The sequence below is a fragment of the Arthrobacter gyeryongensis genome (genome assembly GCF_039543785.1).
In the GTDB taxonomy this organism is placed as follows: domain Bacteria; phylum Actinomycetota; class Actinomycetes; order Actinomycetales; family Micrococcaceae; genus Arthrobacter; species Arthrobacter gyeryongensis.
Genome location: NZ_BAABKK010000023.1, coordinates 17,336 through 40,632, shown reverse-complemented (window position 1 = coordinate 40,632; position 23,297 = coordinate 17,336). Strand labels below are relative to the sequence as shown.

General features: G+C 62.2%; 21 protein-coding genes. 6 read left to right on the top strand and 15 right to left on the bottom strand.

Features of this window, described 5'->3' with window-relative positions:
* Positions 1 to 129: 129 nt before the first annotated feature.
* The 4 genes from ABEA18_RS15760 to ABEA18_RS15745 form a co-directional block, all read right to left on the bottom strand.
* The gene (locus tag ABEA18_RS15760) at positions 130 to 477 is read right to left on the bottom strand and encodes an RNA polymerase-binding protein RbpA (RefSeq protein ID WP_059389983.1); all 348 of its coding nucleotides are present in this window, start codon (positions 475 to 477) and stop codon (positions 130 to 132) included.
* 242 nt (positions 478 to 719) lie between these two features.
* The gene (locus tag ABEA18_RS15755) at positions 720 to 1,661 is read right to left on the bottom strand and encodes an SPFH domain-containing protein (RefSeq protein WP_345450570.1); all 942 of its coding nucleotides are present in this window, start codon (positions 1,659 to 1,661) and stop codon (positions 720 to 722) included.
* 104 nt (positions 1,662 to 1,765) lie between these two features.
* Positions 1,766 to 2,227: an NfeD family protein gene (locus ABEA18_RS15750; RefSeq protein WP_345450568.1), complete on the bottom strand. Its 462-nt coding sequence runs from the start codon at positions 2,225 to 2,227 to the stop codon at positions 1,766 to 1,768.
* 109 nt (positions 2,228 to 2,336) lie between these two features.
* Positions 2,337 to 3,191, bottom strand: a complete 855-nt coding sequence (locus tag ABEA18_RS15745) for a methyltransferase domain-containing protein (RefSeq protein WP_345450566.1) — start codon at positions 3,189 to 3,191, stop codon at positions 2,337 to 2,339.
* A gap of 44 nt (positions 3,192 to 3,235) precedes the next feature.
* On the opposite strand from ABEA18_RS15745, the gene ABEA18_RS15740 reads away from it, so the two are divergent.
* Complete coding sequence (locus ABEA18_RS15740) at positions 3,236 to 5,287, top strand: S9 family peptidase (RefSeq protein WP_345450564.1); 2,052 nt, start codon at positions 3,236 to 3,238, stop codon at positions 5,285 to 5,287.
* Here ABEA18_RS15740 and ABEA18_RS15735 read toward each other — a convergent pair.
* From ABEA18_RS15735 to ABEA18_RS15720, 4 genes are read right to left on the bottom strand one after another with little or no spacing between them, the layout of a single operon-like run.
* On the bottom strand, positions 5,277 to 5,954 hold the full coding sequence (locus ABEA18_RS15735; RefSeq protein ID WP_345450563.1) for a peptide deformylase: 678 nt from the start codon (positions 5,952 to 5,954) through the stop codon (positions 5,277 to 5,279). The two genes, ABEA18_RS15740 and ABEA18_RS15735, sit on opposite strands and share 11 nt — an antisense overlap.
* Positions 5,955 to 5,969: 15 nt before the next feature.
* The gene (locus tag ABEA18_RS15730; protein WP_345450561.1) at positions 5,970 to 7,112 is read right to left on the bottom strand and encodes an FAD-dependent oxidoreductase; all 1,143 of its coding nucleotides are present in this window, start codon (positions 7,110 to 7,112) and stop codon (positions 5,970 to 5,972) included.
* Positions 7,105 to 7,833: a class I SAM-dependent methyltransferase gene (locus ABEA18_RS15725; RefSeq protein ID WP_345450559.1), complete on the bottom strand. Its 729-nt coding sequence runs from the start codon at positions 7,831 to 7,833 to the stop codon at positions 7,105 to 7,107. The genes ABEA18_RS15730 and ABEA18_RS15725 overlap by 8 nt, the downstream gene beginning before the upstream one ends.
* 13 nt (positions 7,834 to 7,846) lie before the next feature.
* Positions 7,847 to 8,983 carry a type III polyketide synthase gene (locus tag ABEA18_RS15720; protein WP_345450557.1) on the bottom strand — a complete coding sequence of 379 codons (1,137 nt, stop codon included), beginning with the start codon at positions 8,981 to 8,983 and terminating at the stop codon, positions 7,847 to 7,849.
* A gap of 252 nt (positions 8,984 to 9,235) precedes the next feature.
* On the opposite strand from ABEA18_RS15720, the gene ABEA18_RS15715 reads away from it, so the two are divergent.
* Both ABEA18_RS15715 and ABEA18_RS15710 read left to right on the top strand, forming a co-directional pair.
* Complete coding sequence (locus ABEA18_RS15715; protein ID WP_345450555.1) at positions 9,236 to 9,979, top strand: hypothetical protein; 744 nt, start codon at positions 9,236 to 9,238, stop codon at positions 9,977 to 9,979.
* A complete protein-coding gene (locus ABEA18_RS15710; RefSeq protein WP_345450553.1) occupies positions 9,976 to 10,839 on the top strand; it encodes a hypothetical protein in 864 nt (287 codons plus the stop codon). Before ABEA18_RS15715 ends, ABEA18_RS15710 begins: the two co-directional genes overlap by 4 nt.
* Before the next feature lie 34 nt (positions 10,840 to 10,873).
* Here ABEA18_RS15710 and ABEA18_RS15705 read toward each other — a convergent pair whose 3' ends face one another.
* From ABEA18_RS15705 to ABEA18_RS15680, 6 genes are all read right to left on the bottom strand, one after another.
* Positions 10,874 to 11,533 carry a class F sortase gene (locus ABEA18_RS15705; protein WP_345450551.1) on the bottom strand — a complete coding sequence of 220 codons (660 nt, stop codon included), beginning with the start codon at positions 11,531 to 11,533 and terminating at the stop codon, positions 10,874 to 10,876.
* Positions 11,534 to 11,626: 93 nt separating this feature from the next.
* The gene (locus ABEA18_RS15700) at positions 11,627 to 13,948 is read right to left on the bottom strand and encodes a hypothetical protein (RefSeq protein ID WP_345450550.1); all 2,322 of its coding nucleotides are present in this window, start codon (positions 13,946 to 13,948) and stop codon (positions 11,627 to 11,629) included.
* 154 nt (positions 13,949 to 14,102) lie between these two features.
* The gene (locus tag ABEA18_RS15695) at positions 14,103 to 14,312 is read right to left on the bottom strand and encodes a hypothetical protein (protein WP_345450548.1); all 210 of its coding nucleotides are present in this window, start codon (positions 14,310 to 14,312) and stop codon (positions 14,103 to 14,105) included.
* Positions 14,313 to 14,385: 73 nt separating this feature from the next.
* Positions 14,386 to 15,483, bottom strand: a complete 1,098-nt coding sequence (locus ABEA18_RS15690; protein ID WP_345450546.1) for an ATP-binding protein — start codon at positions 15,481 to 15,483, stop codon at positions 14,386 to 14,388.
* Positions 15,484 to 16,227: 744 nt separating this feature from the next.
* A complete protein-coding gene (locus ABEA18_RS15685; RefSeq protein ID WP_345450544.1) occupies positions 16,228 to 16,521 on the bottom strand; it encodes a type II toxin-antitoxin system RelE family toxin in 294 nt (97 codons plus the stop codon).
* Entirely contained in the window at positions 16,518 to 16,793 is a 276-nt protein-coding gene (locus ABEA18_RS15680; protein ID WP_345450542.1) for a type II toxin-antitoxin system Phd/YefM family antitoxin, read from the bottom strand. The genes ABEA18_RS15685 and ABEA18_RS15680 overlap by 4 nt, the downstream gene beginning before the upstream one ends.
* A 671-nt stretch (positions 16,794 to 17,464) precedes the next feature.
* Here ABEA18_RS15680 and ABEA18_RS15675 point away from each other — a divergent pair.
* The 3 genes from ABEA18_RS15675 (at position 17,465) to ABEA18_RS15665 (ending at position 20,422) form a co-directional block, all read left to right on the top strand.
* Positions 17,465 to 18,613, top strand: a complete 1,149-nt coding sequence (locus tag ABEA18_RS15675) for a tyrosine-type recombinase/integrase (RefSeq protein WP_345450541.1) — start codon at positions 17,465 to 17,467, stop codon at positions 18,611 to 18,613.
* Positions 18,610 to 18,951: a helix-turn-helix domain-containing protein gene (locus ABEA18_RS15670; RefSeq protein WP_345450539.1), complete on the top strand. Its 342-nt coding sequence runs from the start codon at positions 18,610 to 18,612 to the stop codon at positions 18,949 to 18,951. Before ABEA18_RS15675 ends, ABEA18_RS15670 begins: the two co-directional genes overlap by 4 nt.
* A 61-nt stretch (positions 18,952 to 19,012) precedes the next feature.
* Positions 19,013 to 20,422, top strand: coding sequence for a site-specific recombinase (locus tag ABEA18_RS15665; protein WP_345450537.1), 1,410 nt, complete (start codon positions 19,013 to 19,015; stop codon positions 20,420 to 20,422).
* A gap of 698 nt (positions 20,423 to 21,120) precedes the next feature.
* On the opposite strand, the gene ABEA18_RS15660 is transcribed toward ABEA18_RS15665, so the two are convergent.
* The gene (locus tag ABEA18_RS15660; RefSeq protein ID WP_345450535.1) at positions 21,121 to 22,158 is read right to left on the bottom strand and encodes a hypothetical protein; all 1,038 of its coding nucleotides are present in this window, start codon (positions 22,156 to 22,158) and stop codon (positions 21,121 to 21,123) included.
* Positions 22,159 to 23,297 lie beyond the last annotated feature (1,139 nt).

Below are 23,297 nucleotides of genomic sequence, written 5' to 3'. Positions count from 1 at the left end.
CTTTAACATGAACTGCTCCCCGTAAGTCAGAACTGAATTCTCAGTCCAACTTTCGGGGAGCAGTTCACGCTCTGTGAAGAGTGCGGACCCGGCCTTCGTCGTGAAAATGTTCCCTTGAGTACGGTGCCGCTATGCCGAGCGGCGCTCCCCGCGACGTTCGCGCAGGATGTTCAGGCGGTCTTCGAGGATCTGCTCGAGCTCGGGAAGGCTGCGGCGTTCCAGCAGCATATCCCAGTGGGTGCGGACGGCCTTTTCGTTGGTGTCAACGGGGCGTTCGCCATCAACCAGGAGCGCTTCCTTGCCGGTCTTGGAAACCCAGACGGGAGGGATCTCGGCTTCGGAGGAGAAGGTAACGAAGACCTGCTCTCCGTCCGCGCAGCGGTATTCAACCCGCTGACGCGGCGCCGGCTCCACACCGGATTCGGTTTCCATGCTCTGGGCGCCAAGACGCATGCCCCGCAGGCTGCGATCGCTCATGATTACTCCCTCTGTCTGTTCGCGGAACCATGCTCCGCGCTAGCCGGGCGCCGCAAGGCGCCGCCCGGACTACTGTCTGCACACGTTGCATCACTAGATGAAACGCCTGACCAAGCGTTAATGTTCCGTTCGGATTGAACCGGCCGGACAAATACACCATAGTACGCGGATCGAAGCTGACAGGACAACGCGAAGGGGACCGGCCAGGGAATTTGGCCGGTCCCCCTGCAAACTATCCGCGGTTACGCCGACGGTTCTTGTGTGGAATCGCTGAACAGGTCGGCGACGCCTGATCCGCCGTTGGCGCCACCCAGCGCACCGCCGATGCCTTTGAGGGCTTCACCTACCTCGCTGGGGATGATCCACAGCTTGTTGGATGATCCCTCCGCAATCTTCGGCAGGATCTGAAGGTACTGGTAGGCCAGAAGCTTTTGGTCCGGGTTGCCCTTGTGGATGGCGTCGAAGACCTTCTGAATGGCCTGGGCTTCGCCATCGGCGCGGAGGATGGCCGCCTTGGCGTCACCCTCTGCCGCCAGGATTGCAGCTTGCCGTTGCCCCTCGGCCGTCAGGATCTGCGATTGCTTGGTTCCTTCGGCGGTCAGAATCGCAGCACGACGGTCACGCTCGGCCCGCATCTGCTTCTCCATTGAGTCCTGGATGGAGTGCGGCGGGTCGATCGCCTTGAGTTCGACCCGCGAAACGCGGATTCCCCAGCGTCCGGTGGCTTCGTCGAGGACCCCCCGGAGCTGGCCGTTGATCTGGTCGCGGGAGGTGAGCGCTTCTTCAAGATTCAAGCCGCCCACGACGTTGCGGAGCGTCGTGGTGGTGAGCTGTTCAACAGCCTGGATGTAGTTGGCGATCTCGTAGGTCGCGGCCCGGGGATCCGTGACCTGGAAGTAGACCACGGTGTCGATCGAGACAACCAGGTTGTCCTCGGTGATCACCGGCTGGGGCGGGAAGGAAACCACTTGTTCGCGAAGATCCAACAGCGGCAGCAGGCGGTCGACAAACGGGATCAGGATGGTGAGCCCGGGGTTGAGCGTGCGCTGGTACTTACCGAGGCGTTCTACGACGCCGGCGCGCGCTTGCGGGATGATCCTGATCGAGCGGACCAAAACGATAATCACGAATATGACGAGAACTAGCAGCACGATCGCGGCTGCAGTTCCTCCCAAGCTGTCCATACATCTCCTTCATTCCCCAGTTACGTTTTTGATGCGGTTAAGTGCGGTAACGGGCCGATCGCTCGTCGTCGAACGCAGCGGCTTGTGCCATGGCGGGACACTGCTCAGTGCGGGCTGTCTTCCGCTGTGGAGGCGACTACCGCCGTCGCGCCGTCGATCCTGGTGACCTGCACGGTCTGGCCGGCGTCGATGATTCCAGCCGCGCTGCGGGCGCTCCACACGTCGCCGCCGATCTTGACCAGTCCGGCGGTCGCGGTGACCGGCTCCATGACGAGCGCTGATTGGCCGATCAGGCGATCCACATTGGTACGTTGCTCGGCGGGCCCCTTGTGCAAATGCTTGAGTGCGATAGGGCGGACGAACGCGATCATCAGCAGGGACACGATGCAAAAGACGACGATCTGCAACCAGAGATCGGCTCCGGCAAAGTCAGCGACGAGGGCAGCCAGCGCGCCGGCCCCGAGCATGATGAAGAAGAAGCTGAGCGTCAGCATCTCCACTACGGCGAAAGCCAGAAACACCGTGAGCCAGAGGGCCCACCAGTTGCTGCCAAGCCATTCAAACATCGTTCCCCCTGTTTCCGGACCTGCGGCAGCAGCCGGCCTGATCCGGACTGCAGCGTCGGCAAGATCACAGTCGCTGTTTTTCCATCCTAGCCCGGCGCGAAGGTTCCCGTTAGGATCCGTCCTCCGGGGCTGTGAAAACGCTGAGGGTGAACTTCGCAGTGGCGTGGACGGACGTTTCCGTGGCCGTCGACGCCACGAGGGCGGGACGTTCAAGGTGGTGGCCTGCCGGTCCCATGAAGGCGACATCGGCGAGGTCCCGGCCGTCCAGCTTGAGGTCCACGTCGAGTTGAATGGTGTCCGCGAGGGCGAAGAACTCCTGCATGGACTCCGCAAGACGCTCGTCTTTACCCGGTTCAATGCCAAGCATTCCGGTCCGTTCGGCAATCTCCCCAAGGTGTCCATTGCGCGGAGTCACCACGATCACCCGGCCGCCGGGACGCAGCACCCGGGCAAATTCCGGGGGATTCCGCGGTGCGAAGACCACGATGATGGCATCTACGGCATGGTCGGCGATCGGCAGGGGACGCCAGATGTCCCACACGAGATTGATGGCGCCGGGATTCAACCGTGCTGCGCGGCGGAGGGCGAACTTCGAGATGTCGATGCCGATTGCCGCTGTAGGAGTGCGGTCCAGCACTGTGCGCAGGTAGTGGCCGGTGCCGGTCCCTGAATCCAGGATGAGGGATCCCGCCGCCGACAGTACCGGTGACACCAGCTCCGCGATCGCCTCAGCGAGCGCAGCGTAATGGCCCGCGCCCAGGAAGTCGTTGCGGGCTGCGACCATCTCTGCCGTGTCGGCCTCGAAGACCGTGCCCTTGCCGCTGAGCAGGTTGAAGTAGCCCTGTTTGGCGGCGTCGAAACTGTGGCCGGCGACGCAACGCAACGAAAACGGCGCTGGCCCGCTCAGGCCGAACGGACCCTGGCATACCGGGCAGCGCAGGGCAGGGACGGCGTCGGAAAGCATACGGACAATCCTACGGCGGCCGGAGTGGCACATATCGTCATGCCATGACGGCCGCTAGGCTCACCAGCGTGAAAGCCGAACAACTCCCGCTGCTGAATTCCGTCTCCGCCCCCGCCGCCCATCCCGACGGCACCCGCGCCGTCGTGTCGGTGACGCGGCCCGACTTCGACGCCGATGCGTACGTCGGGCAACTTTGGAGTGTTCCCTTTGACCCCGCGATACCGCCCCGTCGGATCACCCGTGGCTTCCGGGACACCGCACCCGCGTTTTCGCCCGACGGCCGCGCGTTGGCATTCCTCCGGGCGACGCCGGACGGCAAGCCGCAACTGCATGTGGTCGAGGCCGACGGCGGGGAGCCGCAAGCGATCACGGAACAGAAGTTGGGAGTCTCGGAGTTTTCCTGGGCGCCCGATGCGCGCAGGATTGTGTTTTCCTCACGGGTTCCCGAAGAAGGCCGTTACGGAACGGTTGACGGGGTCGGGGCAGGCAGCGAAGACGCACGGTTGATCACCGACAACCAATACAGGCTCAATGGACTGGGCTACACCGCGGACAAACCCGCCCAACTCTTCGTCGTCGACGTCCCCGAGCTCGGAGCGGAACCTGCTGTGGTTCCTGTGGGGAGGGCCGCCAAAGCCCGCGGGGCGGAGGCGGCGGCACAGTTGCCGCCTGCGGTGCAGTTGACGTTCGGCGAAGCCGACCACACTTCGCCGTCCTTCAGCCGCAACGGCGAGAGCGTCTACTTTGTCGCCTCGCTCCATGAAGGGCACGACGCCGATATCGCCTCGGGTATCTATAGCGTCCCCGCCGCGGGCGGCGAGGCGACAGCGCTGCGTCCAGGCGCTGCGCCGCAGTCCGTCCAGGAAGCCTGCGAATCCGCGAACGGTGAATGGCTGTTCTTTACGGCACAGGACCTCGGCGACGACGGCCTGGACTTCGTCGCGAGGAATACTGCCCTGTACGTCATGCCGGTCCGGGGCGGCAAGGCAACGATGCTGAGCGACGTCGAAAACCAGGACATCGGCGGCCGCCTCGAAGCTTTTGGAATCGATGGGGTGCTCGCACTCAACACGAGCCGTGGAAGCGTGCAGCTGATCCAATGGACGGCCGACGGCGAGAGCGAGGTCCTCGTCAAGGAGCCCCTGGTAGTGATTGGCGCTTCCGCGGTGGGCGAGCTGGTGTCTGTCTCTTACGGTGACGCCTTCAGAAATGGTGAGCTCGGCGTTCTGGAGAAGGGTGGACTCCGGGTCCTCACCGATTTCACCAAGGCGCTCCGGGACGAAACAACCGTCTTTGAACCGCATGAGTTCACTGCCACCGGCCGTGATGGCTATCCGGTCCATGGCTGGGCGGTCCTGCCGGAGGGGCCCGGCCCCCACCCCGTGCTGCTCACGATCCACGGCGGCCCTTTCGCCCAGTACACGGGGGCCTTCTTTGACGAAGCCCAGGTGTACGCCGAGGCGGGATACGCCGTGCTGATGTGCAACCCGCGTGGTTCCGCCGGGTACGGTCAGGCGCACGGCGGCGCCATCAAGGAAAAGATGGGCACTGTGGACATGTCGGATGTGCTCACCTTTCTGGAGGGGGCACTGGAAGCCTTCCCGGCGATGGACAGGGAATCGATCGGCATCATGGGCGGGTCCTACGGCGGGTATCTGACTGCCTGGGTTATCGGCCACGAACACCGCTTCAAGGCAGCAATTGTGGAGCGCGGATTCCTTGACCCTGTGAGCTTTACGGGTTCCTCGGATATCGGATGGTTCTTCGGCGGTCAATACACGGGCGGCTCGCCCGAGCAGATGGCGGCCCAAAGCCCCATGGCCGTGGTGACTGCAGTCCGCACGCCCACCCTGGTGATCCACAGCGAAAACGATCTCCGATGCCCGGTTGAACAGGGCCAGCGCTACTTTGCCGCGCTCAAGGCGCAGGGCGTGGAGACGGCGTTGCTCCTCTTCCCCGGTGAAGACCACGAACTATCGCGGTCGGGCACGCCACACCACAGGCGACAGCGCTTCGGGCAGATCCTCGCATGGTGGGCAAAGCACCTGCCTTCCGCAGTGAACCCGCCGCGCGAAGACGGTTCAGCTACCGCCTGAGGAAGCCCAACCCGCGGCTTGCCTCCTCGATTCCGGGGTACGCCCAATGGGCCGAATATTCTGCATCGTTTGCCAACGACCGGAGCTCGGCGCGGTCCAAATAGAGTCCGCCGTGCAGGTGGTCGGTCTCGTGCTGGACTATCCGGGCCTGCCATCCGGAGAATGCGGCCGAGGCCGCACTGCCGTCCGGACGCTGGTAGTGCAGGCGAACGTCGCGGTGCCTTGTGACCACGGCCTGGAATCCGCGCATCGACAGGCAGCCCTCATAGAACGACGCCGTGGATGTCCCCTCGGGCTCGTAGCGGGGATTCAGTATCGCGAAGAAGCCCAGAGGCGTCCTTTGCCGTAGCTCCGAGGCAACAGGATCAACATCGAAATGGTCTTCGAGCACAGCCAACTGCAAGGGGATGCCGAGCTGCGGCGCTGCGAGCCCCACACCGGGAGCGGCATGCATGACATCCCGCATCCGCTCGATCAGCTGCGCCAATTCGGTGTCCCCAAGCTGGCCGTCATAGGGAGCGGCCCGCTGGCGCAGCACGGGATGGCCGACCTGCACGATGGGCGGGAGCCCATCGAGACCGAGTAAGTCCAGAACTGCGCTGCGGATTTCCGAGGCAGTAAACGTCGTGTCCGGGCCGGAAGTCAGGGGGCGGGTCTCAAAGTCCATGGATTGAGCTTAGTGTCAGTGCATCGTGAATCTCCGGGCAACAAGCTCCGAGAACATCGGCAAGGTGATTGCCCGGCCGATCAACGCGTTCCTTGCGCTGAGGACCTTAGGCGGCAAGGGTCGGCCCAGCGCCATGTTCAGGCTGGCCTGCCAGATGGCTTTCTTCGCCGCGCGCTGCCGGTCGCGCTCGAAGCCCGCGAGTTCTTTGCCGGCAGGGCCTCCCACCGATGTTCGCAACGCTTCGCCGACAATCGGCGCGAGGGCGACGGCGTCCAACCAGCCCAGGTTCATGCCTTGACCACCGATCGGGCTGATCTCGTGGGCGGCGTCTCCAATCAGGGCGACCCGTCCATGGACCATCCGGGAGACCAGCCTCGAGGTGACGCCGAAGGCACTGATCATCGTATTGCTTGCGGAGTCCACCGCGCTGCCGGTCCGCTTTTTGATGAGGGCGGCGAGCGCGTGGGGAGTGGGTTCCTGGCACGGGGCACCAAGCCGGACAACCCAACGGCGGATGCCTCCCGGCAAGGGAAAGGACTCCACGATTCCGCCCGGTTCAAGGAAAAGGACCGCGTTGTTGCCGTACACCGATTCATCCCGGAAATCACCCATGACGTAGTAGTCGGGATAGGTGCGCAAGCGAGGCTCCAGTCCCAGTCCTGCGCGCACTGCTGAATGGACGCCGTCGGCAGCCACGACGAAGCGGCCCAGAAACTCCATCGGAGCCCCCTCTTGCTGTCCCCGCAGACGCAAGCGCCCGCCGTCGTCGACAACTTCCTCGACCTGCACGCCGCGGTGGAGCGCGTTCGGATCGAGGTCGATCACCCTGGACTCAAGGGCGTTTGTGGTGAGATATTGCGGAACGGAGAGGATGAAGGGGTACTCGGACGAGGGGCGGGCAAAGTCCATGTCGGCAACTTTCCTGCCGCCGCTGTACGCGGCGCCGTGGGTGATCCGGACACCTGAAGAGACCAGCGGATGCGCGGCGCCTACTGCGTCCAAAGCTGCGAGGGCGGGAGGATGGATTCCGATGGCACGGGTCTGGCGGCTCGACGTCGCGCGCCGTTCCAGAACTGCGACGCGGTGTCCGTCTTGCAGCAGCAGGGCTGCCATGAATAGCCCGACAGGTCCGGCTCCAACCACCACGACGTCAAACATCGGGGACCTCTCCGGGCCGGTAGACCAGCAGGTTGTGCCATAAGCCGCTCGGTTCTACCGTCCACGCCGGGGGAGTGGCGGTACGGAGTTCCGCTGCGGTGTAGCTCCGTCTGATGGATGTGAGGCCGTCACCGTGGATATAGGATCCAATGCCAAGTGGCCAGGATGCGGCCCAGAAAAGTGCGTACGCCACGCGGCTGCGCTTGAGGTCGTTGTGCAGGGCGATCCGGCCGCAAAGCTGTTCGGAGTCGTGGAGGAACGAGGCGAGTTCCGAGGTAGTCAAGTGGTGCAGGACATGGTTGGAAATAACGACGTCGAACGTGCGCCCCTCTGACACGAGCTCTGAGCTGAGGGCCTTTCTGTAGTTGACGCCTTCCACGGGCGGGGCAGAGTTCGCGAACAGGAAGGCGCGTTCGTCCGGGTCGATTCCGGTAACTTCCAGGCGGTAGCCGTCTGCCGCGGCCCTGCGCGCGAGGCCGCGGGCGACGTCTCCACCGCCGCAGCCGATGTCAAGGACCGTGGTGGGGGCCGCCGTCGTGAGCAATGGCTTGATCCGTGAGCTGTAGGTGTCCCGCCAGCCGGACACCACAGCGTTGACGATCGGAAACCGCGCGTAACTCCGGTTGAGCCTGTCAAGCTCGCAATCGGGCCGGTCCATGTCTTCAATTGCGGTCACGTCCCGTGCACCGAGAAAGCCGCCTGGGCGGCGGAGGGCAGGCATCACAGAGCCGGTATCACAGAGCCGGGGAGACCCGGGTGAATAGTCCAGTCTCCACCGTGAGGCCGGGCCCGAATGCCATGGAACAGATGCGTTCCTCCCGCTCTGCCGGAGTTTGTCCGAGGATGTGCTTCAAGACGAAGAGAACGGTGGCACTGCTCATGTTGCCGTAGTCGCGGAGGACTTCGCGCGCGGGAAGCATTTGCTCTTCGGTGAGTTCAAGTTTCGACTCGACTTTGTCGAGGATGCTGCGGCCGCCGGGATGGATGGCCCAATGCGTAATGTCCCGGTAGGGGAGTCCCGCCAGGGACGGGTCCCGGGCAAGCAGCGGCTCGAGCGCGCCGGTGATGTGTTCCTCGATGATGTGCGGCACGTACGTGCCGAGGACCATTTCGAAGCCTTCGTCGCCAATGTTCCAGGCCATCGCTTCTTCGCCGACCGGCGTCAGGACAGTTTCGAAGTGATCCAGCCTGATCACCGGGTCCGGCCCCTCAGGTTCACGGGACGTCACGACGGCGGCCGCCGCGCCGTCCGCAAAGATCGCCGATCCCATGATGGTGTCCGGATCATTCGAGGTCCGGACATGGAGTGAGCAAAGCTCTACGCAGATAACCAGGACCACCGCAGAGGGATCGGCCTGGCAAAACTGCCGGGCCGCACGGAGTGCGGGGAACGCGGCATAGCACCCCATGAAGCCAAGGTGATAGCGCTGCACGGCGGGGCTGAGTCCGAGGGCCCGGACTACTTTGTAGTCGGGGCCGGGATTGAAAAATCCAGTGCAGGAAACAGTAATGACGTGGGTTATGTCAAGTAAATCGATATCGGGACATTTCCCGACGGCGGCTTTGGCGGCCTCAATGAACAATTTGGTAGCTTCGACGGCAAATATTTCGTTGCGGACTTTGGTGCTGGGGCTAAGTACACGGCCGGTGGCGGGGTCGAAGAACGAGGGATTCTCGGAGTGGTTGTCCAGGGACAATTCGGCGACGGCGGTGAATCGGGTATCGATCGCTGCTGAGTCAAAGCATGTTCGCACGAGCCTGGATCCGAGCCGTGTCAGCCCGGGTTGGGATGCAAAAACGTCGCGCGCCTGTGGTTGCACAAGCACTGTGGGCGGTACGGCAGTTTCCAGAGACCTCACGTAGACCGGCATGCTTCATTGTTGGCGACGAAGATGCCGTTGACAATGGCAGAGTGTGGAAATGTGGACGTTTTGAGGAGTCCCGGCTGTTTCCCGGGGGTCCGCGGACTCAATCGCATTCAGGGCTTCCAAAGCTTCTGCGACACAAATTGAAGCGACGGGCCACTAGTTCTAATAGCAGCCCATTTGTCCGTTTTGCCGAGTTCGCCGAGCGGCTGGACGGCAACTGGGCAGTCCTTAGTGCATTTGGGGAGGTGCGCAGGTATGCAGGGGGATCTGGATGTCGGGGGTGCGCTTGTCAAAGTGAAGCGGTTGCGCCTGCGTTTGGCTGAGCTGGACCGCCAAGTGGGCGTGGTCGACCGGTTGCTCGACCAGGTCGTGAAGCTTGCTTTGGAGCTGTACCAAGCGAGGGCGTGGAAGGCCTTTGGCCTGAATACGTGGGCTGAGTTGGTGGAGGCTGAGCGGCTGGTCCTTCCGAACCTGGGAGGCAGCGCCCGGGTGAGTGTCGCCATGGAGTTGGCCGCCGGAAATTTGTCGCTTCGTGCCATCGCCCCGGTCCTGGGCGTATCCCACGAGACCGTGAAGACCCTCCTCGCAAAGGGCGTTGCGGAGGGTGGAACGCTGCCATCCGTGAGATTGTCACTGGACGGCAAAATGCGCCGCATTGCACCCGCAGTACCAAAGAATGTGATCGCGGGCGAACTGGTTCACTCGGATTCCAACTCTGATTCCAACTCTGATTCCAACCGGGGAATCTTCGATGTGGAGGGGTTTTTGGCTGACGTCGGCGCCTTGGGCGTGGATCACGGTCCTTCCGACGCGGCTGTGCTGGCGGAACTCCAGCTGCGGGAGTTGATGGATTCCATCCGGAGTATGGGAACCTCCGAGCTTGTCATCCAGCGGTTGCCCGAGGCACATCCCGCACGACGACGCCGGCTGGCCGCCCAGTTCCACGCGGCGGCGGAACTGATGAGCGATGTTGCGAGGCAGTGGGGTGTCGCCGCGTGAGTCCCGGAACCGATGGGCGGTTGTCGACGTCGGCCGAACGCGACGCCCTCCTGCGGGACCTCGTAGCAAGATGGCAGCGGGAAGGCCGGAACGGTCCATCGGCCCGGCTGCTGTTCGGTTCGTTTCTTCCGGCGCTATTGTCCCGTTTCCAGCACGAGTTCTCCTCGATTGCCCCCGAAGATGCACTGTTCTATGCCACGGAAGTTCTTTGCGACCGGGGGATTCCCGTGGACGTCCCGTCTTGCGCGTGGCTGCTGACGGTTGTCCGCAACGGGCTGCGAACCTGGACGGTCAGCCAACGCCACTGGCTCTCAGAGCGAGATGTGCGGGATGGCGTGTGGGCAGACGTGAAGAAGAACCACGCCCTGGGGGAGGGGGCGCCGCTGGTGTCGGTGTACGGCCATGAGTGCGAATGGCCTCAGCTTCCGTTGGCCATTTCGCCAATGCCCGCCGGTTCATCGCCTCTCTGGGATGAACTAAAGACGTTGTTGATCAGGGCTGGCTGGGATCGCGACGTCGCAGAGCAGGGTCTGCAGGTGATCGAACATCGAGCATCCAGGCATATGGAGGAGACCTGCTTCAGATCAGAGCCGGAAACCGCGCTCTCCCGTTTGGAAACGAACAGGGCGTTGAGCTGCGTGCCCAAGGGGCACAAGAGGGCGCTCGTGGACTTCGTGTGCAGCGAACGCGGATATCTCTGGGGCCGTCTCCAAGGAATTTCCCCTGCCAACGCTCTTTCCCTGCCCGGGGTCCAGGAGGCGTTGGCTTCGCTGGTATGGAGCAAGGCGAGACCCAAGAACGCCCGAACCGGGAGCTACGCGTCACTTGGAATGCATTCGCGAGAGGACATCCCTGCCTGACGGAGCCAAACCCGCTCTGGTCCGGCGTGCGGAGTCATGGCCAGGGGATTGCGGTGGCCACGGTGTTGTTGGCGAACTGGGCATGCCCGGCAATCGTCACGAAGGGACTGGCAAGATCACAGGTGACGACCCGAAGTAGGTGTGGGCCCTCGGTGGCAAAGGTGTCTGCCGGCAGGGACGTTTTGCCCAATGATTCCAAACCGATGATCTTGTATCTGCAGGTAGCGCCGGCGTTGTCGGATACGTAGAGGGGCATGCCCTTGGTTACCAGGACGAGGGAAGCCATCGGCGCGAGCGACCCATCCGGGAAGTTCACGTGCCCGGCCAGCAGGGTCGATCCCTTCGCGGCACACACAGCCGCCGACCCTCTGTAGCGGGCAGCTTTGGAGGCATCCGGGACCACCAGGTAGCCGGAACCGTCACGGCCTTGGTCCACGAGCCCTACTTTGAGGTCCACGCCCGGGATGGAAAGCGTGTTAGGTGGAAGGTTGCGGATCGCGGCCGGGCCGGTGAACGTGTCCGGTCCTGCGGCTGTAAACGGCGCCAGCACAGGTGCCTGCGGAGCCGCTGGGGGAGCGGGTGGTGAGGTGAAGGCCAAGACGCTTGCGGTGGCTCCGGCCACGCTACAGGTGACGACCGTGGTCAGTGCAACGTTATTCCACCGGGCGCGGGGATAGCTGCGGGTTTTGATCATTTGTATTTTCCTTGGGTGTGGGGCGGGGCACCCGGTCATCAGCATGGGTGGCTGGATCCGGGTGCCCCGCGTCAATCTGACAGCTGGGTGCTTCTAGTCAGCATGTTCGTCCGCTGGGACGTTGTCCGTTTCAACTCCGCGGTTGTCGAAGCGTTTGCGGTACAACAGCCCTGCTCCTCCGAGGAGAGCCAGTGCGAAGGCGGTGCCGCCCGCGATCAGCAGCGGCATGTTTGGCCCGGCTTCCCGTGCGGTGCCGGTGGTGGGCGCGAATCCGGTGTTGACCATCAGGGCCGGCTTGTGGGGCGTTACGGTGACGGCTTCGGGGAAGGCGATGACAGTTTCGTTCTTCTCGCCGCAGTTGCCCTTATGCAACTGCGCGGTGAAGGGTGCCTTGCCCTCGCCCTTATCGATCGTCAGCTTAAGTTCCTCGACGTATCCGTAGGTGCCCTTGTGGGCGATGGTGTGGCTCGGGTAGGTGATTTCACCCGCACCGGTGACGTCCTTGTCCGGGGAGGACCAGGACGGGTTGGCGCAGACGGCCTGGGCGGAGCCGTCGGTCGAGTCGTCAAACTTGTACTGGTTCACTTTGGTGGTGACTTTGATGCCCGTACCGGAAGGGATGGTGCCCGAGACTATTCCGATGTCGTGGGCCACGAGCGGCACGGTGCCGTTCTCGGAGGCTTTGGTGATGATCGAAGGTTTCTTGACCGGGACGGTTTCGTTGGGCAGCAGTTCCTTGCCGTCCCACGCCTTGGTGGACTCGGTACCGTCGACCTTCTCGGAGAAGTACAGATTGGCATTCAGGCCTTTGGACCATTTCTCGGCGACGATTTTCTCCCATGGAACCTCGACGGCCGCGGTCTTGAATTCGCCGTTCCCGGCGACCTTCGTGGTGACGGTACCGATGACGTCGGCATCAGCAGGAACGGTGTCGGTCCCGCCGGCAACCGGGGCGGCGGAGGTCAGAACCAGATCCGTGGTCACGGAGAGTTCCTTGCCGGGCTCGTTGCCGGTCACGGTGATGATGTCGAAGATCTTGCCGTTTTCAATGGCCGATGCCTTGGTCACCACCGCCGGCTGGTACTTCTGGATGGTCTCCTCATGAGGATCATTGAAGCCAGCGGTCCAGTCAGCACGGAAGTACTGCTGTAGCTCGGCGGGCTGGGCCCCCTTTGAGAAGCGGGCCACAGGGTAGTAATAGCCGGCCCTGTCCGCGTTTTTGTCAGCGGTCACCTTCACGTCACCCGGTCCCGTTGCGGTGCCGGTTCCGGAGGCAACCTTCACGACTGCAGCCGGAATCTGGGCGGTCGGGGCGAGTCTGACCGGGCTGTAATACCAGTCGATGTCGAAGCGGGCCGGCACGTTGCCGCCGTTCACGAAAGCCCAGTCATTGGTGTTTCCCGTGGACGTGTTCACGTGCAGGACGTCCACCAGGGGCTGGCCGCCCTCCACAAACCGGGCCGCGGTCGAGGCCGCTTCGGGTTGGAAATCGAAGATCACCTTGGCGTCGGCTGACGTTCCCGCGACGGGTTGAGCCCCGCCGGCAACGAGAAGGTTCTGGAAGCCGGGCACCGAATACGTGGTAGCCGACGACCCGGGTGCGTCGATCGTCAGCGTCACGGACACCGTTCCGTTTCCGGTAGCCGCGAAGCCGAGCGGATCTCCGGTATGGAGGTTGACTGCCTGGGAGTTCGTTCCTGCCCACACGGCGGGGCCGTTCAGGATGGCGCGGGCCGAGAACCCGCCCAGCTTGTTCCCGGCCGCGGAAACCAGTTCCGTCGAGGTGACCGTGCCGCCGCGACCGTTCGCGTCCATCGAGAGCTTAGGTTGCGTGGAATACGGACCCGAATTGGCTTGGGCGTCGGCGAGCATCGCCGCCGCCTGGGCGCGGACACCGGGCAGTTGCGGATCTGATGAGTCCCGGAGGTTAGGGTAGGGAGCCCCGTTGCCGTTCCACGGCACGTTGAACCTCGGATCTGCGAGCTCGTGCGCCAAGTACGCCAAGGCGGCGTGGTTAGCAGGGTCACCCTGGTACTTCTGGATCGCGTAATTAAGCTGCGGGTTTCCCAGGGAACCCACCGCCCCGGATCCGGCGGGCCCGGCCGGGATCCCGACGTCGAAACAGAAAGCCGTGGGATCCCCGGCGGCACCGTTCAGGTTCAGGGATCCCAGCCACATCGACCAATCTCCAAACGCCCGGGGCGGCGGAGCCTGGACGGTGATGCCCGATCGGTGCATGCCCGGCAGGTCAGTTGCGGCGTGCGCCGCAGGCGCCGCCAGGATGCCACCGGTCCCGATAGCGGAGAGGGCCAGGGCGCCGGCGGCTGCCAAGGCACCGGTCTTGACGAACGCCGACCAGCCCTTTGCCTGTCCCGGCGGGTTGCCCGCGTCTCGTTCGAATCTTCCTTGAGTCACTTATGTCCCTTTCTCTTCAACCGCGCCCATACACGCGATGACCACGCTTCGGGTGGTCCTGTTTGTAGAGAGCCGGACAAATCGCAATCCGAGAGAAGGGTGTAGTTCTCGACTGTCAGTTTTTGAGGGAGACATTTTTCAGAGCCTTCAACTGTCAGAAGTTTGACAGTTGAATCGCTGGCTTTGCGCGGACCTCTTTCATATTTCCAAGGACATCGGGCTGGTGTTTCCGGTAGTCGGCATGGCGGTCAGGGTTCTTGACCCGGTGGGGCAGGATGATGGAATTCTTCTGCATCGAGGGCACTTTGAAGCCCGAGACCGCAAGAATCCCGGCGTGGCGGTCGATTCTTGCGCTTGTTGTCACCGGCCGTGTCTTGGACTGCGGCTACGTTCTGGCCGCAGTGACGAGTCGTTGTCCGGCCAGTGTTGCAGCGTCGTCAGGTTCTTGCTTGTGCACGAAGGTGTTGGCGTAGGCCGGGGATGGCGAAGTCGACCTTCCCGTGGCCACTTGATTCGATAAGACCCGCGGCTAAGAGCCTCGCTCGGTAGTTCGCGACAAGGTTGGTCCTTGCTCCAAGGCGGTGCCCAATGTCTGCCGCAGTGGAGGGTCCATTGTCTTCGGCCATAGCGAGCAGGAAGTCCACGTCCTTCGGGGAGGCCGTGGCCAAAGCTGCCTCAATCACGGTCCGGGCATGACGGCGCTGTGCCGCGTCAATCGCATGCCCGACTTCGATTTCGGTGAGTGTGCCGCCATTGTTCTCGGCTTCACGCCATAGGAAGTATCCGACGAGTTGGATCAGGAAGGGGTAGCCTCCCGTGGCCTCGGCCGCCCGGCGGACCGAGTCGGGTGACAGTCCGATCTCCGCTCTGGCGAAGGTCGCGGCGTAGGAATTCTCAACTTCCATGACCGCTGCGGCATGGAGGTCGATTTTGTCCGCCCGGCGGAGGAAGGTCGCCACGCCTTCGTTGAGGAGATCAGAGACCGCGGCCGGCAGGCCGGCGAAGACCAGACCAATGGGGAGCCGGTCCTGGATGAAATGCTGCACGCTGGCGGCTAGCTGCGCCAATTCATTGCGGTCCGCCGCATGGATCTCGTCAACGGTGATGATTAGACCTGACTTGCGCTCATCCAGAAGTCGCAAAAGACCTTCTCCGAGGGTCCGCCAGGCGACCTGCCGTTCGGGCGGAAGCTGGGTGGTAATGCTGAATCCAGCAGCGGCAATGGCGGTAATTCGGCGGGTCTGCGGGCCCGTGCCAAGCTCCTCAGCAAGTTGCCGCATGGATTCCCCGATGCGCCCCATAAAGCCTTCGGTCGCTGTCTCGGAAATGACTGCCCAGCCCTGTTCGCGGGCAAGATCATGGGCTGCGCCGATCATGACGGTCTTGCCGATGCCGCGTGCTCCCGTGAAAATAGTCAACAGTCCCGGGGCCCCGGAACCCAGACGCAGTCCGTACTCAAATTCGTCCAGCACGCCATTGCGCCCGAGTATTTCCGGGGGAGTAGCACCGGCCGAAGGGCGGAAAGGGTTGTCCATCGGCGCTCCCGTGAGTCGTTGTGTATCTTGTGAGTTTGCCCGCTGCCAGCTTACACCTGGCGATGTGAGTATCTATGAGTTTTGTGAGTTTGATGGCTAAGGTGCGAAGGCTTTTCCCAATGTCCGGTGACCAGCTGACGCCATCACCTCACGGCCATGGTGACGCGTCACCTCGGCCGTCCGTTCCATGCTGGCATTTTCGTTCAGAGAGTGACGGATGGCCTGTTTCGCAAGAACTGCGTCGAAGACACTGACGCAGCTTTCACGCGCATGGGGACGGCCGGCTGCATGTTGACTGGCATCGACGATCCCGGCTATGCCAGCTCCCGGCGGTGCGCCTTTGGGAACGCCCGAGTCTTCGGTTATCGGGAATGTCGCACCCAATGCAACTCCCAAGGAACCGGAGTTCCGAGCCTTGACCTAGCGGGGGGCTGCAGACGTCGGAGCGGTGTTCGATGCGGCGGACGGAGGACGCGCGCTTCGATATCCAGGGTGAACAGCACGCGGTAGTCGCCGCGCCCTGCGGTGTGGAGTTCTTTCATGAGAGGCTTGCTCAGCCGGGGTCCGCTCGCGATCTGCTTGAACGCGCTCGTTCGTCTCGTCAGCTGCCCGCACCGCTGGCCGACCAAGGTCACATGGATTCCTGCTTCGGCCACTCTCTTCGGCGCGCGAAGGATGACGGACGCTTCTTCGGGCTGAGCTGGGGGGAGACCGCCCAACGCATCTTTCCTCGACGAGTATCGGCTAACGCGGCTTGTAGACGTCGGACCGGTGTTCGATGCGGTGGACGTACAGGATGTGCTCTTCGGTGTCGAGGGTGAACAGTACCCTGTAGTCGCCGCGCCGTGCGGTGCGGAGTCCGAGGAGTTCGTTCGTGAGGGGTTTGCTGAGCCGGTGGGGATTGTCGGCAAGTGCGCCGGTGACGAATTCGATGATCGCGGTTGCTGCTTTCTCCGGCAGTCGCCGGAAACCCTTCAGTGCCGGGCTCGTGACCTCAACGTTCCATCGGGCGGAACCAGTGGATTCTGCGTCGGTCACCGCGGCGGCAGCCCGAATTCACGGCGAAGGTCTGCGCCGCTGGTCGTGTTGCCCTCGACGATGTCGCGCCGGGCCTGATCCAGGTCTTCGCGGATGCCCGGCTGTGAGAGCCAATGAATGGTCTCCTGCAGGGATTCCAGGTCATCGGCGGACATCAGCACCGCTGACGGGTGCCCATGCCGGGTGATCTGGATGATCTCGTGCGTCGTGTCTGCTTCCTCCACGAGGGCGGACAGCTTGTCCTTGGCTTCGCTGAGCGGTACGGTTCTCATGCTGGGAATTATAGCCTGATATCAGGCCATCAACTAGCCTGACTTTTAGCCACCCTAACTGGCATGCGCGGGTATTCATGGGCCGGGAGTAAAGGCCTGTCGTCACGCGCTAGCGACAAGCGCAAGACGGGAGTTGTCCGTTCTCATCCAATCTGTCAGTGCTGACCTGGGAACTGACAGGTTGGATGAGACAATTCCAGCGAATTTTGACTCACTGAAGCTGTCAGTTCCGTATGGGCCGGCCACGAGAAGAGAGTCGATCGCGGAGCCCTCCAACAGTTATCGCCATCGCTGCAGGCCGTTGCCCGCGCGGCTGCAAATGTCTCCTGGATCCCGCAAATCGCGCCGACAAGTTGAGTGAGAATCTCGCAAAATCCGTAGGCTCACACGTTGAATGCGAAAACTGACATCCGGAATGAGAACGCCGATAATCTACATTATGTAAAGTTGAAGTGATCCAATTGCAGAATCTGCAGATTAGGACCCGCTGATACGCACTCCCCGGTTTCGGCTGCCTGGAGGTCGAAGTCCGCGCCGTTACAGGGATTCGTGGCCGCCCGGCGGCGCGCTGGGCAACAGCCCGGGCATGTAAAGGTCAACAGGTTCGGAGTACCGTGCAGCCAGATAATTCCGCTGATTTCCAAGGTTTCCTTGACACGGATTCGCATTTTATGCATTCTGAGAGCATTATTTGCAGACGCATCGGAGGCATGGTGGACCCCTTGGAGGGCCGGCTGATCAGGCTTCCGCTGCGTCAGGGAGCCTTTTCCGCGGACGCGGTGTTCGAGGACATGCTCACTGGCTGGAAACAGCAGCAGCTGGCACGGAACTTCACGGCCGGCACGATCCGTGGGCGTGAGAGCCTGGTCCGACGGTTCGTGGATCACACCGGGCATTTTCCGTGGGACTGGACCGTCGGTGACGCCGATGAGTTCTTCGCCCATGAGCGCTCGATCCTGAATCTGGCGTTCGCCACCATCCGGGCCTACCAGACCCATCTGAAGGTGTTCTGCGACTTCCTGACCGATCCGGTCTATGAGTGGGACCGGGTCTGCGTTCAGGGGTTCGGCCGCTCCCCCGCCCAGATCATCACCGAATTCAACCGGGCCCGGCACGCCCAGAACAACGAACAGGCACCCACCAAACGGCCGTTCGCCCGGGCCGAGCTTCAGGGCTTCTTCGACCTGGCCGACCTCGAGGTCGAACGGGTCCTGGCCTCCGGGCGTAAGGGCGCGGTCGCCGCCTACCGGGACGCCACAGTGTTCAAAACCGCCTACGCGTGGGGTCTGCGGGCCAACGAGGTCACGCACCTGCAGACCGTGGACTTTTCCCGGAACCGCCGGGCCCCGCAGTTCGGCGAGTTCGGTGTCCTGCAGGTCCGATACGGCAAGGCACAGCGGGGCTCACCGCCCAAGAGACGCTCCGTGCTGACGGTCTTTGACTGGTCTCCCGATGTCTTGGACACCTGGATCCGGAGCGGACTGCCCTGGCTGGCCCCGGCGGTATCGGAAATCTTCCCCACTGCCAACGGACTGCCGGTTCCCAAGTCCAACCTGCACCGCCGCTTCCGCGACTATATCGATGAACTCGGCTACGCGCCGGGCCTGGACATTCATTCGCTGCGCCGGTCCTACGTCACGCATCTCTTCGAGCACTTCGGCTTCGACCACACGTTCGTCCAGCGGCAGGTCGGCCACGAACACGCCTCGACCACCTCCCTCTACACATCAGTCTCCAGCGACTACCAAACCAGCGAGCTCAACCGCGTGCTCGAGGACATGATCGAGAAGGCCGTCAGGCCGAAGGAGGAAAGAGAATGAAACGGGACATCGAATACCGGTGGCGGGCCCGGGAACTCATGGCACGGAACGGCATGCGCAACACCCGCGAACTCGTCGAACCCCTACGGGAACGCGGCATCACCCTCTCAGAATCACAGATCTACCGCATGGTCAGCCAGAACCCCGAACGGATCTCCTTCCAGCTCCTGGCTGCCCTCTGCGACATCTTCGGCGTCGAAGCGAACGAACTCTTCACCTTCACCGCCGCCGACGCCAGGTCCAAACGCCAGAAGCAGGCCGCCGCCTCCGGGGAGAACGTCGTCCGGTTCGCTGACGCCTACAAACCCGTCAGGGCCAGGATCCTTGACGACGACTAACCCCGGCACCCGGGGCCGACCCCGGTCCCAGGGCGACCACCGGTGCGACCGATGCGGACGCATGGCCGCGAAAATCCGCGTGACCTGGCCCGACGGAGCCATCTGCGGGATCTGCTTCACCACCGCCCTGCGCACCCGTGGATCCTGCCCCGACTGCGGTGAAGAAAGGCTGCTCCCCGGCAGGACCACCGACGGCACCGACATCTGCCGGGACTGCGCGGGCATCACCACCAACATGACCTGCGACGATTGCGGCAGCGAAACCGAACGATTCCGCGCCGGCCACTGCATCCGCTGCGTCCTCCGGACCGACCTGGAGGGACTGCTCCACCCCCACACTCCCCCGGACCTGAGCCTCAAACGCCTCATCGGAGTGCTCGCCGGCGCGGGCAGGCCCGAGAGCGTCTACACCTGGATGCGCGGGGCCAACACCAAGGAACTCCTCACCGGGCTCGGCACCCGCACCATCGCGCTCACACATGAGTCCTTTGACGCTCTTCCTGCGTCCCGGTCAGTGGAATACCTCCGGGAAATGCTCATCCATCACGGCATGCTCCCGGACCGGGACCGCCAACTCGCCGCCTTCGAACAATGGCTGGCGGTCCGCATCCATGACCTCGCCGAAACACCTCACATCCAGGCGCCCATCGAACGGTTCGCCCGCTGGCACCACCTCAAACGCCTCCGCCAAATGGCCGGCCCGGGAAAGTCGCTGAACACGGCCGTCCGCTCGGCCAAACAGGAAATCACCGAGTCCGGGAAGTTCCTTGCTTGGCTCGGCGCCGACCATGGACTCGCCGTCGCCGCTACGAGGCAGGCCCACGTGAACGAGTACCTAGCGGCCGGACCGTCGACCCGATACGCCATCCGCACCTTCATCGTCTGGCTGATCAAGAACAAGGAAATCCGCAGGCTCGAGATACCGCACCGCTACGCCGCCACGAAGCCGCTCATCACCCAACAGCAACGCCTCGCCCTCGTTCGGCATTGCATCGAATCCACGGCATCGCCCTTGGGATTCCGGGTCGCGGGGCTGATCCTGCTGCTCTTTGGCCAGCCCGTCGGCAAGATCGCCTCGTTGAAATGCGCGGACCTGCAGGCCTTGCCCGAGGGTCTTCACCTGGGCCTGGGCAACATCCCTGTTCTGGTTCCGGCCCAGATCGCCCCGATGTTCTGGGACTACCTCAATAACCGGCCCAATCAACAGACCGGCAACCGCGGCAGCCAATGGCTCTTCCCCGGCACACTGCCAGGCCAGCACATCCACGCCGACGCGATGATGGGCCAGCTCCGTGCCCTCGACATAGACCTCGGCGGGGCAAGAAACGCCACCCTGCGCAGCCTCGTCCAGGAACTGCCCCCAACGCTGGTCGCGAATGCCCTAGGCTACAGCCATCAGGTCATCCACAAACATGCGGCCGACGCCTCAGTCCCAATGGCCGGCTACGCGGGGAAATGCACGCTTCCCTAAGCGGCGGCGATGACGCGGAGCGGGTCAGCGTGCGACTCAGTTCGTGAGGCATGTTCATGGCGAAGAGTTTTAACGGCGGGTTATTCATTCCCGGGAAGATATGGGGTCAAGGACCTTGGGTCGTGCTGACACCGACAAGTTCTCACCTTGAGTTTCAGATGAGATTCCGGTGGCTCAGGCGGTTCTTCGGTCCCTGGCGGATGGATCGAGCAATGGTCCGGGAGGTATACGTGAGCAAGCCACGGGCTTTAGACCCTTCGCTGCGCGTGAACTTCCTTGGCGAAGACAGCATGCCGTGGACTTTCATGACTGAAACACCGCAGGACATTCTTCGGTGCGTCGAACAACTCGGCTACCCGGTTCGGTCCGGCGACTTACAAGGCTGAAGCAATAACATATGGGTTCAGCGATGACTCGGCCCGCAGATGCTCGAAACGTTGTGAAGTAGCGAACACATCAGACCACTCCCCGGGCCGCCTAGCCATCACGCTCAACAATGAATAGGACTCAGGCCGATAAGTCAGGTTCCCGCTTGTCAGATTGACAGGACATATGAATTGTTCAATTCAGCTTAGCATCAGGCCTTTTTGTCCTGTCTCATCTAAAGTTGCCCAGTCTCACTACAGATGGACTCACTACAGATGGACCATTAGATGAATCTGTCTCACCACAGTTGCTTTGGCGCTCTGAATCAAAGGCTAACAGAGCCCGATAGTTGCCAGTTCGTTAGCAATCTGTACCAACCCTTGGCGATGCTCGTGGCGTATCTCGCTGGGCTTGCGGTAGGAACCCAGGCCATAGCAGTCGTACGTGACTTTGATTGAACCAGCTGGAAGGTGCTGGTCAAGCTGCTGGGCGAAGACTGACTTCCCCACCCCACCAGAAGCATGGACGATAACCGGTTGGTTTGAATCGCAAATCTTTCGAGCCAGGTCTGCGTATTGTGCTCTGATGATGATGGCGGCAGGAGCGAGCAGCCGGGAAGGTGCGGGAAGAAATGCATCCTCAGTAGTGCCCAAAGCGACGAAAACGTCAGCCCTGGTGATGGTGGACTTGTCAACGGTTGTTGCCCGCTTCGTGATGGCTTCTTTTAGTTTGAGAACGGCCTCAGGGTCGCTTCCGGGCAGGTATGAGGCAACATCTTTTTCAAACGCTGCTATCAGTGGCAGGAGTGAAGGAGCATCAGTGTCGACGACGAACGCGCTACAAAATTCTGCTTCCAAGTTGGAATCATTTAGGTCTAGATACCTACGCAGCAGTGCGACTTCGTCGCGGTTCTGAGGAGTCTGACTTCGCGACGCAACGTCGTGGAGCGCCTGCAGCACTCGGCTATGTACGCTGCGGTTAGAGACGAACTCAAATCGTGCCGTCGAATGGCAGGGAGGCTGGAGCTTCTGGAGCTCCTTGAATCTGGCTGCGAAACCCTTGAGTGTCTTTTTGAGGCCGGACATAGTCCACGGTTCTTGCGACTGCACCGTCGAGTGCTTCAGCTGTCGATATATGACCCTGCCGCCAGCAGTAAGGTCTTCTGATTCCAAATACTCTGCAACGTCCACGACATGGGCCCCTGCCGTAGGCGCTTCGAGACCCTCAAGCTCGAAGCTGGAAGGGCCTTCTATGGCAATGGACACGATGTTGGTGCCGGGGCGCAGGAGCTCCAAACATCGCTGGGCAGCCCAGAAGTAGTGAAACTGATCGCCGTCCCGGCTGGTCCTAACTAAATCCGTGGCTGTCATGGCTGTTCCCAGTCGAATGTTGGGGTCCGCCGCGCAGCAGCAGCCAGTTCCCTGCGGACTTCAGCTGCAAACAGGTCATCATTCGTTCGGCCCACGGCACCGCTCCCCCACACTGATCTATCTTTTAGCGTTCTAGGTTGGTCATTCCGATGGACCAGCGCAACTCGACGGAACTGGGTGGTGACGCTCCGCAGCGCCTGACCGCGGACGACCTCGTTCTTGACACCGCTCTGGAGGTCGCCGTATCCGCGGCGGGAAGAACTGGGTCCCGGGAATCTGCCATGCATTTGATCCTATCGATCAAGGTGCGCATGACACCGCAGCTACCGTGTCATGCCCAGTCCGGATGACCGCACGGGTCTACCGGCTGTAATCGGAACGGCGTCGGGCCCGTCTCGCGACTGGGCATGATGGCAACTCCGACGAACATGAGTGGAGGATGCGACGAGCGGAACTGAAGACAAATGCCCTCGGGGTTAACGGGCAGGCAGTAGCGCTGCCGTTGCACCCCTGCGCTCGGCAGTAGGCAAGACACGTCGGGTTTGGGTACACCCGAACCTGACGTCAGGGTTCAACTCAAACACCGTCAGAATAGGGTTGATAAGGCATTTCATACACGCCCCGGTCGCCACTCTTAGATGCCAACCTGACAGAAACTGGCCCACATGTGCTGAACTCTCAGGAGTACTGTTCGCAAAGCTGAAAGAAGGCGAAGGTTATGTCGAGCTTGTACTCATCTATCTCATCAGCTTGATCATGCGCGCTAGCAAATGAGTGCCGCCGTCCGATTATCTCAGCAGCCGTACTGATTGGCAGTCGTGAAAGTGGAAAAGCCTCCTCTCATTCAGGTCGTCCCTTACCCAAATGATGAGTCCGTCGCTTGTTCTTGTCTCTACAGTGCCAACACACTCTCCCGTCATCGCCAGGTGGAATGACGCGACGTCTCCTGGGGCGAGGGTTGTCCAAATCGACAGGGGGTGCTTTGCAATCTCTTCGTTTTGCTGGTCCTCTATCAGGCGCGCGTTACCTTCTTGCTGTTTGACGGGATGATCCTTCGGTGGGTCCATGCCTATTTCGTCGATATGCGCGTTGCTTCTCTGCTTCACATCATGTCGATTTCGTGGGTGAGGCCATAAGGG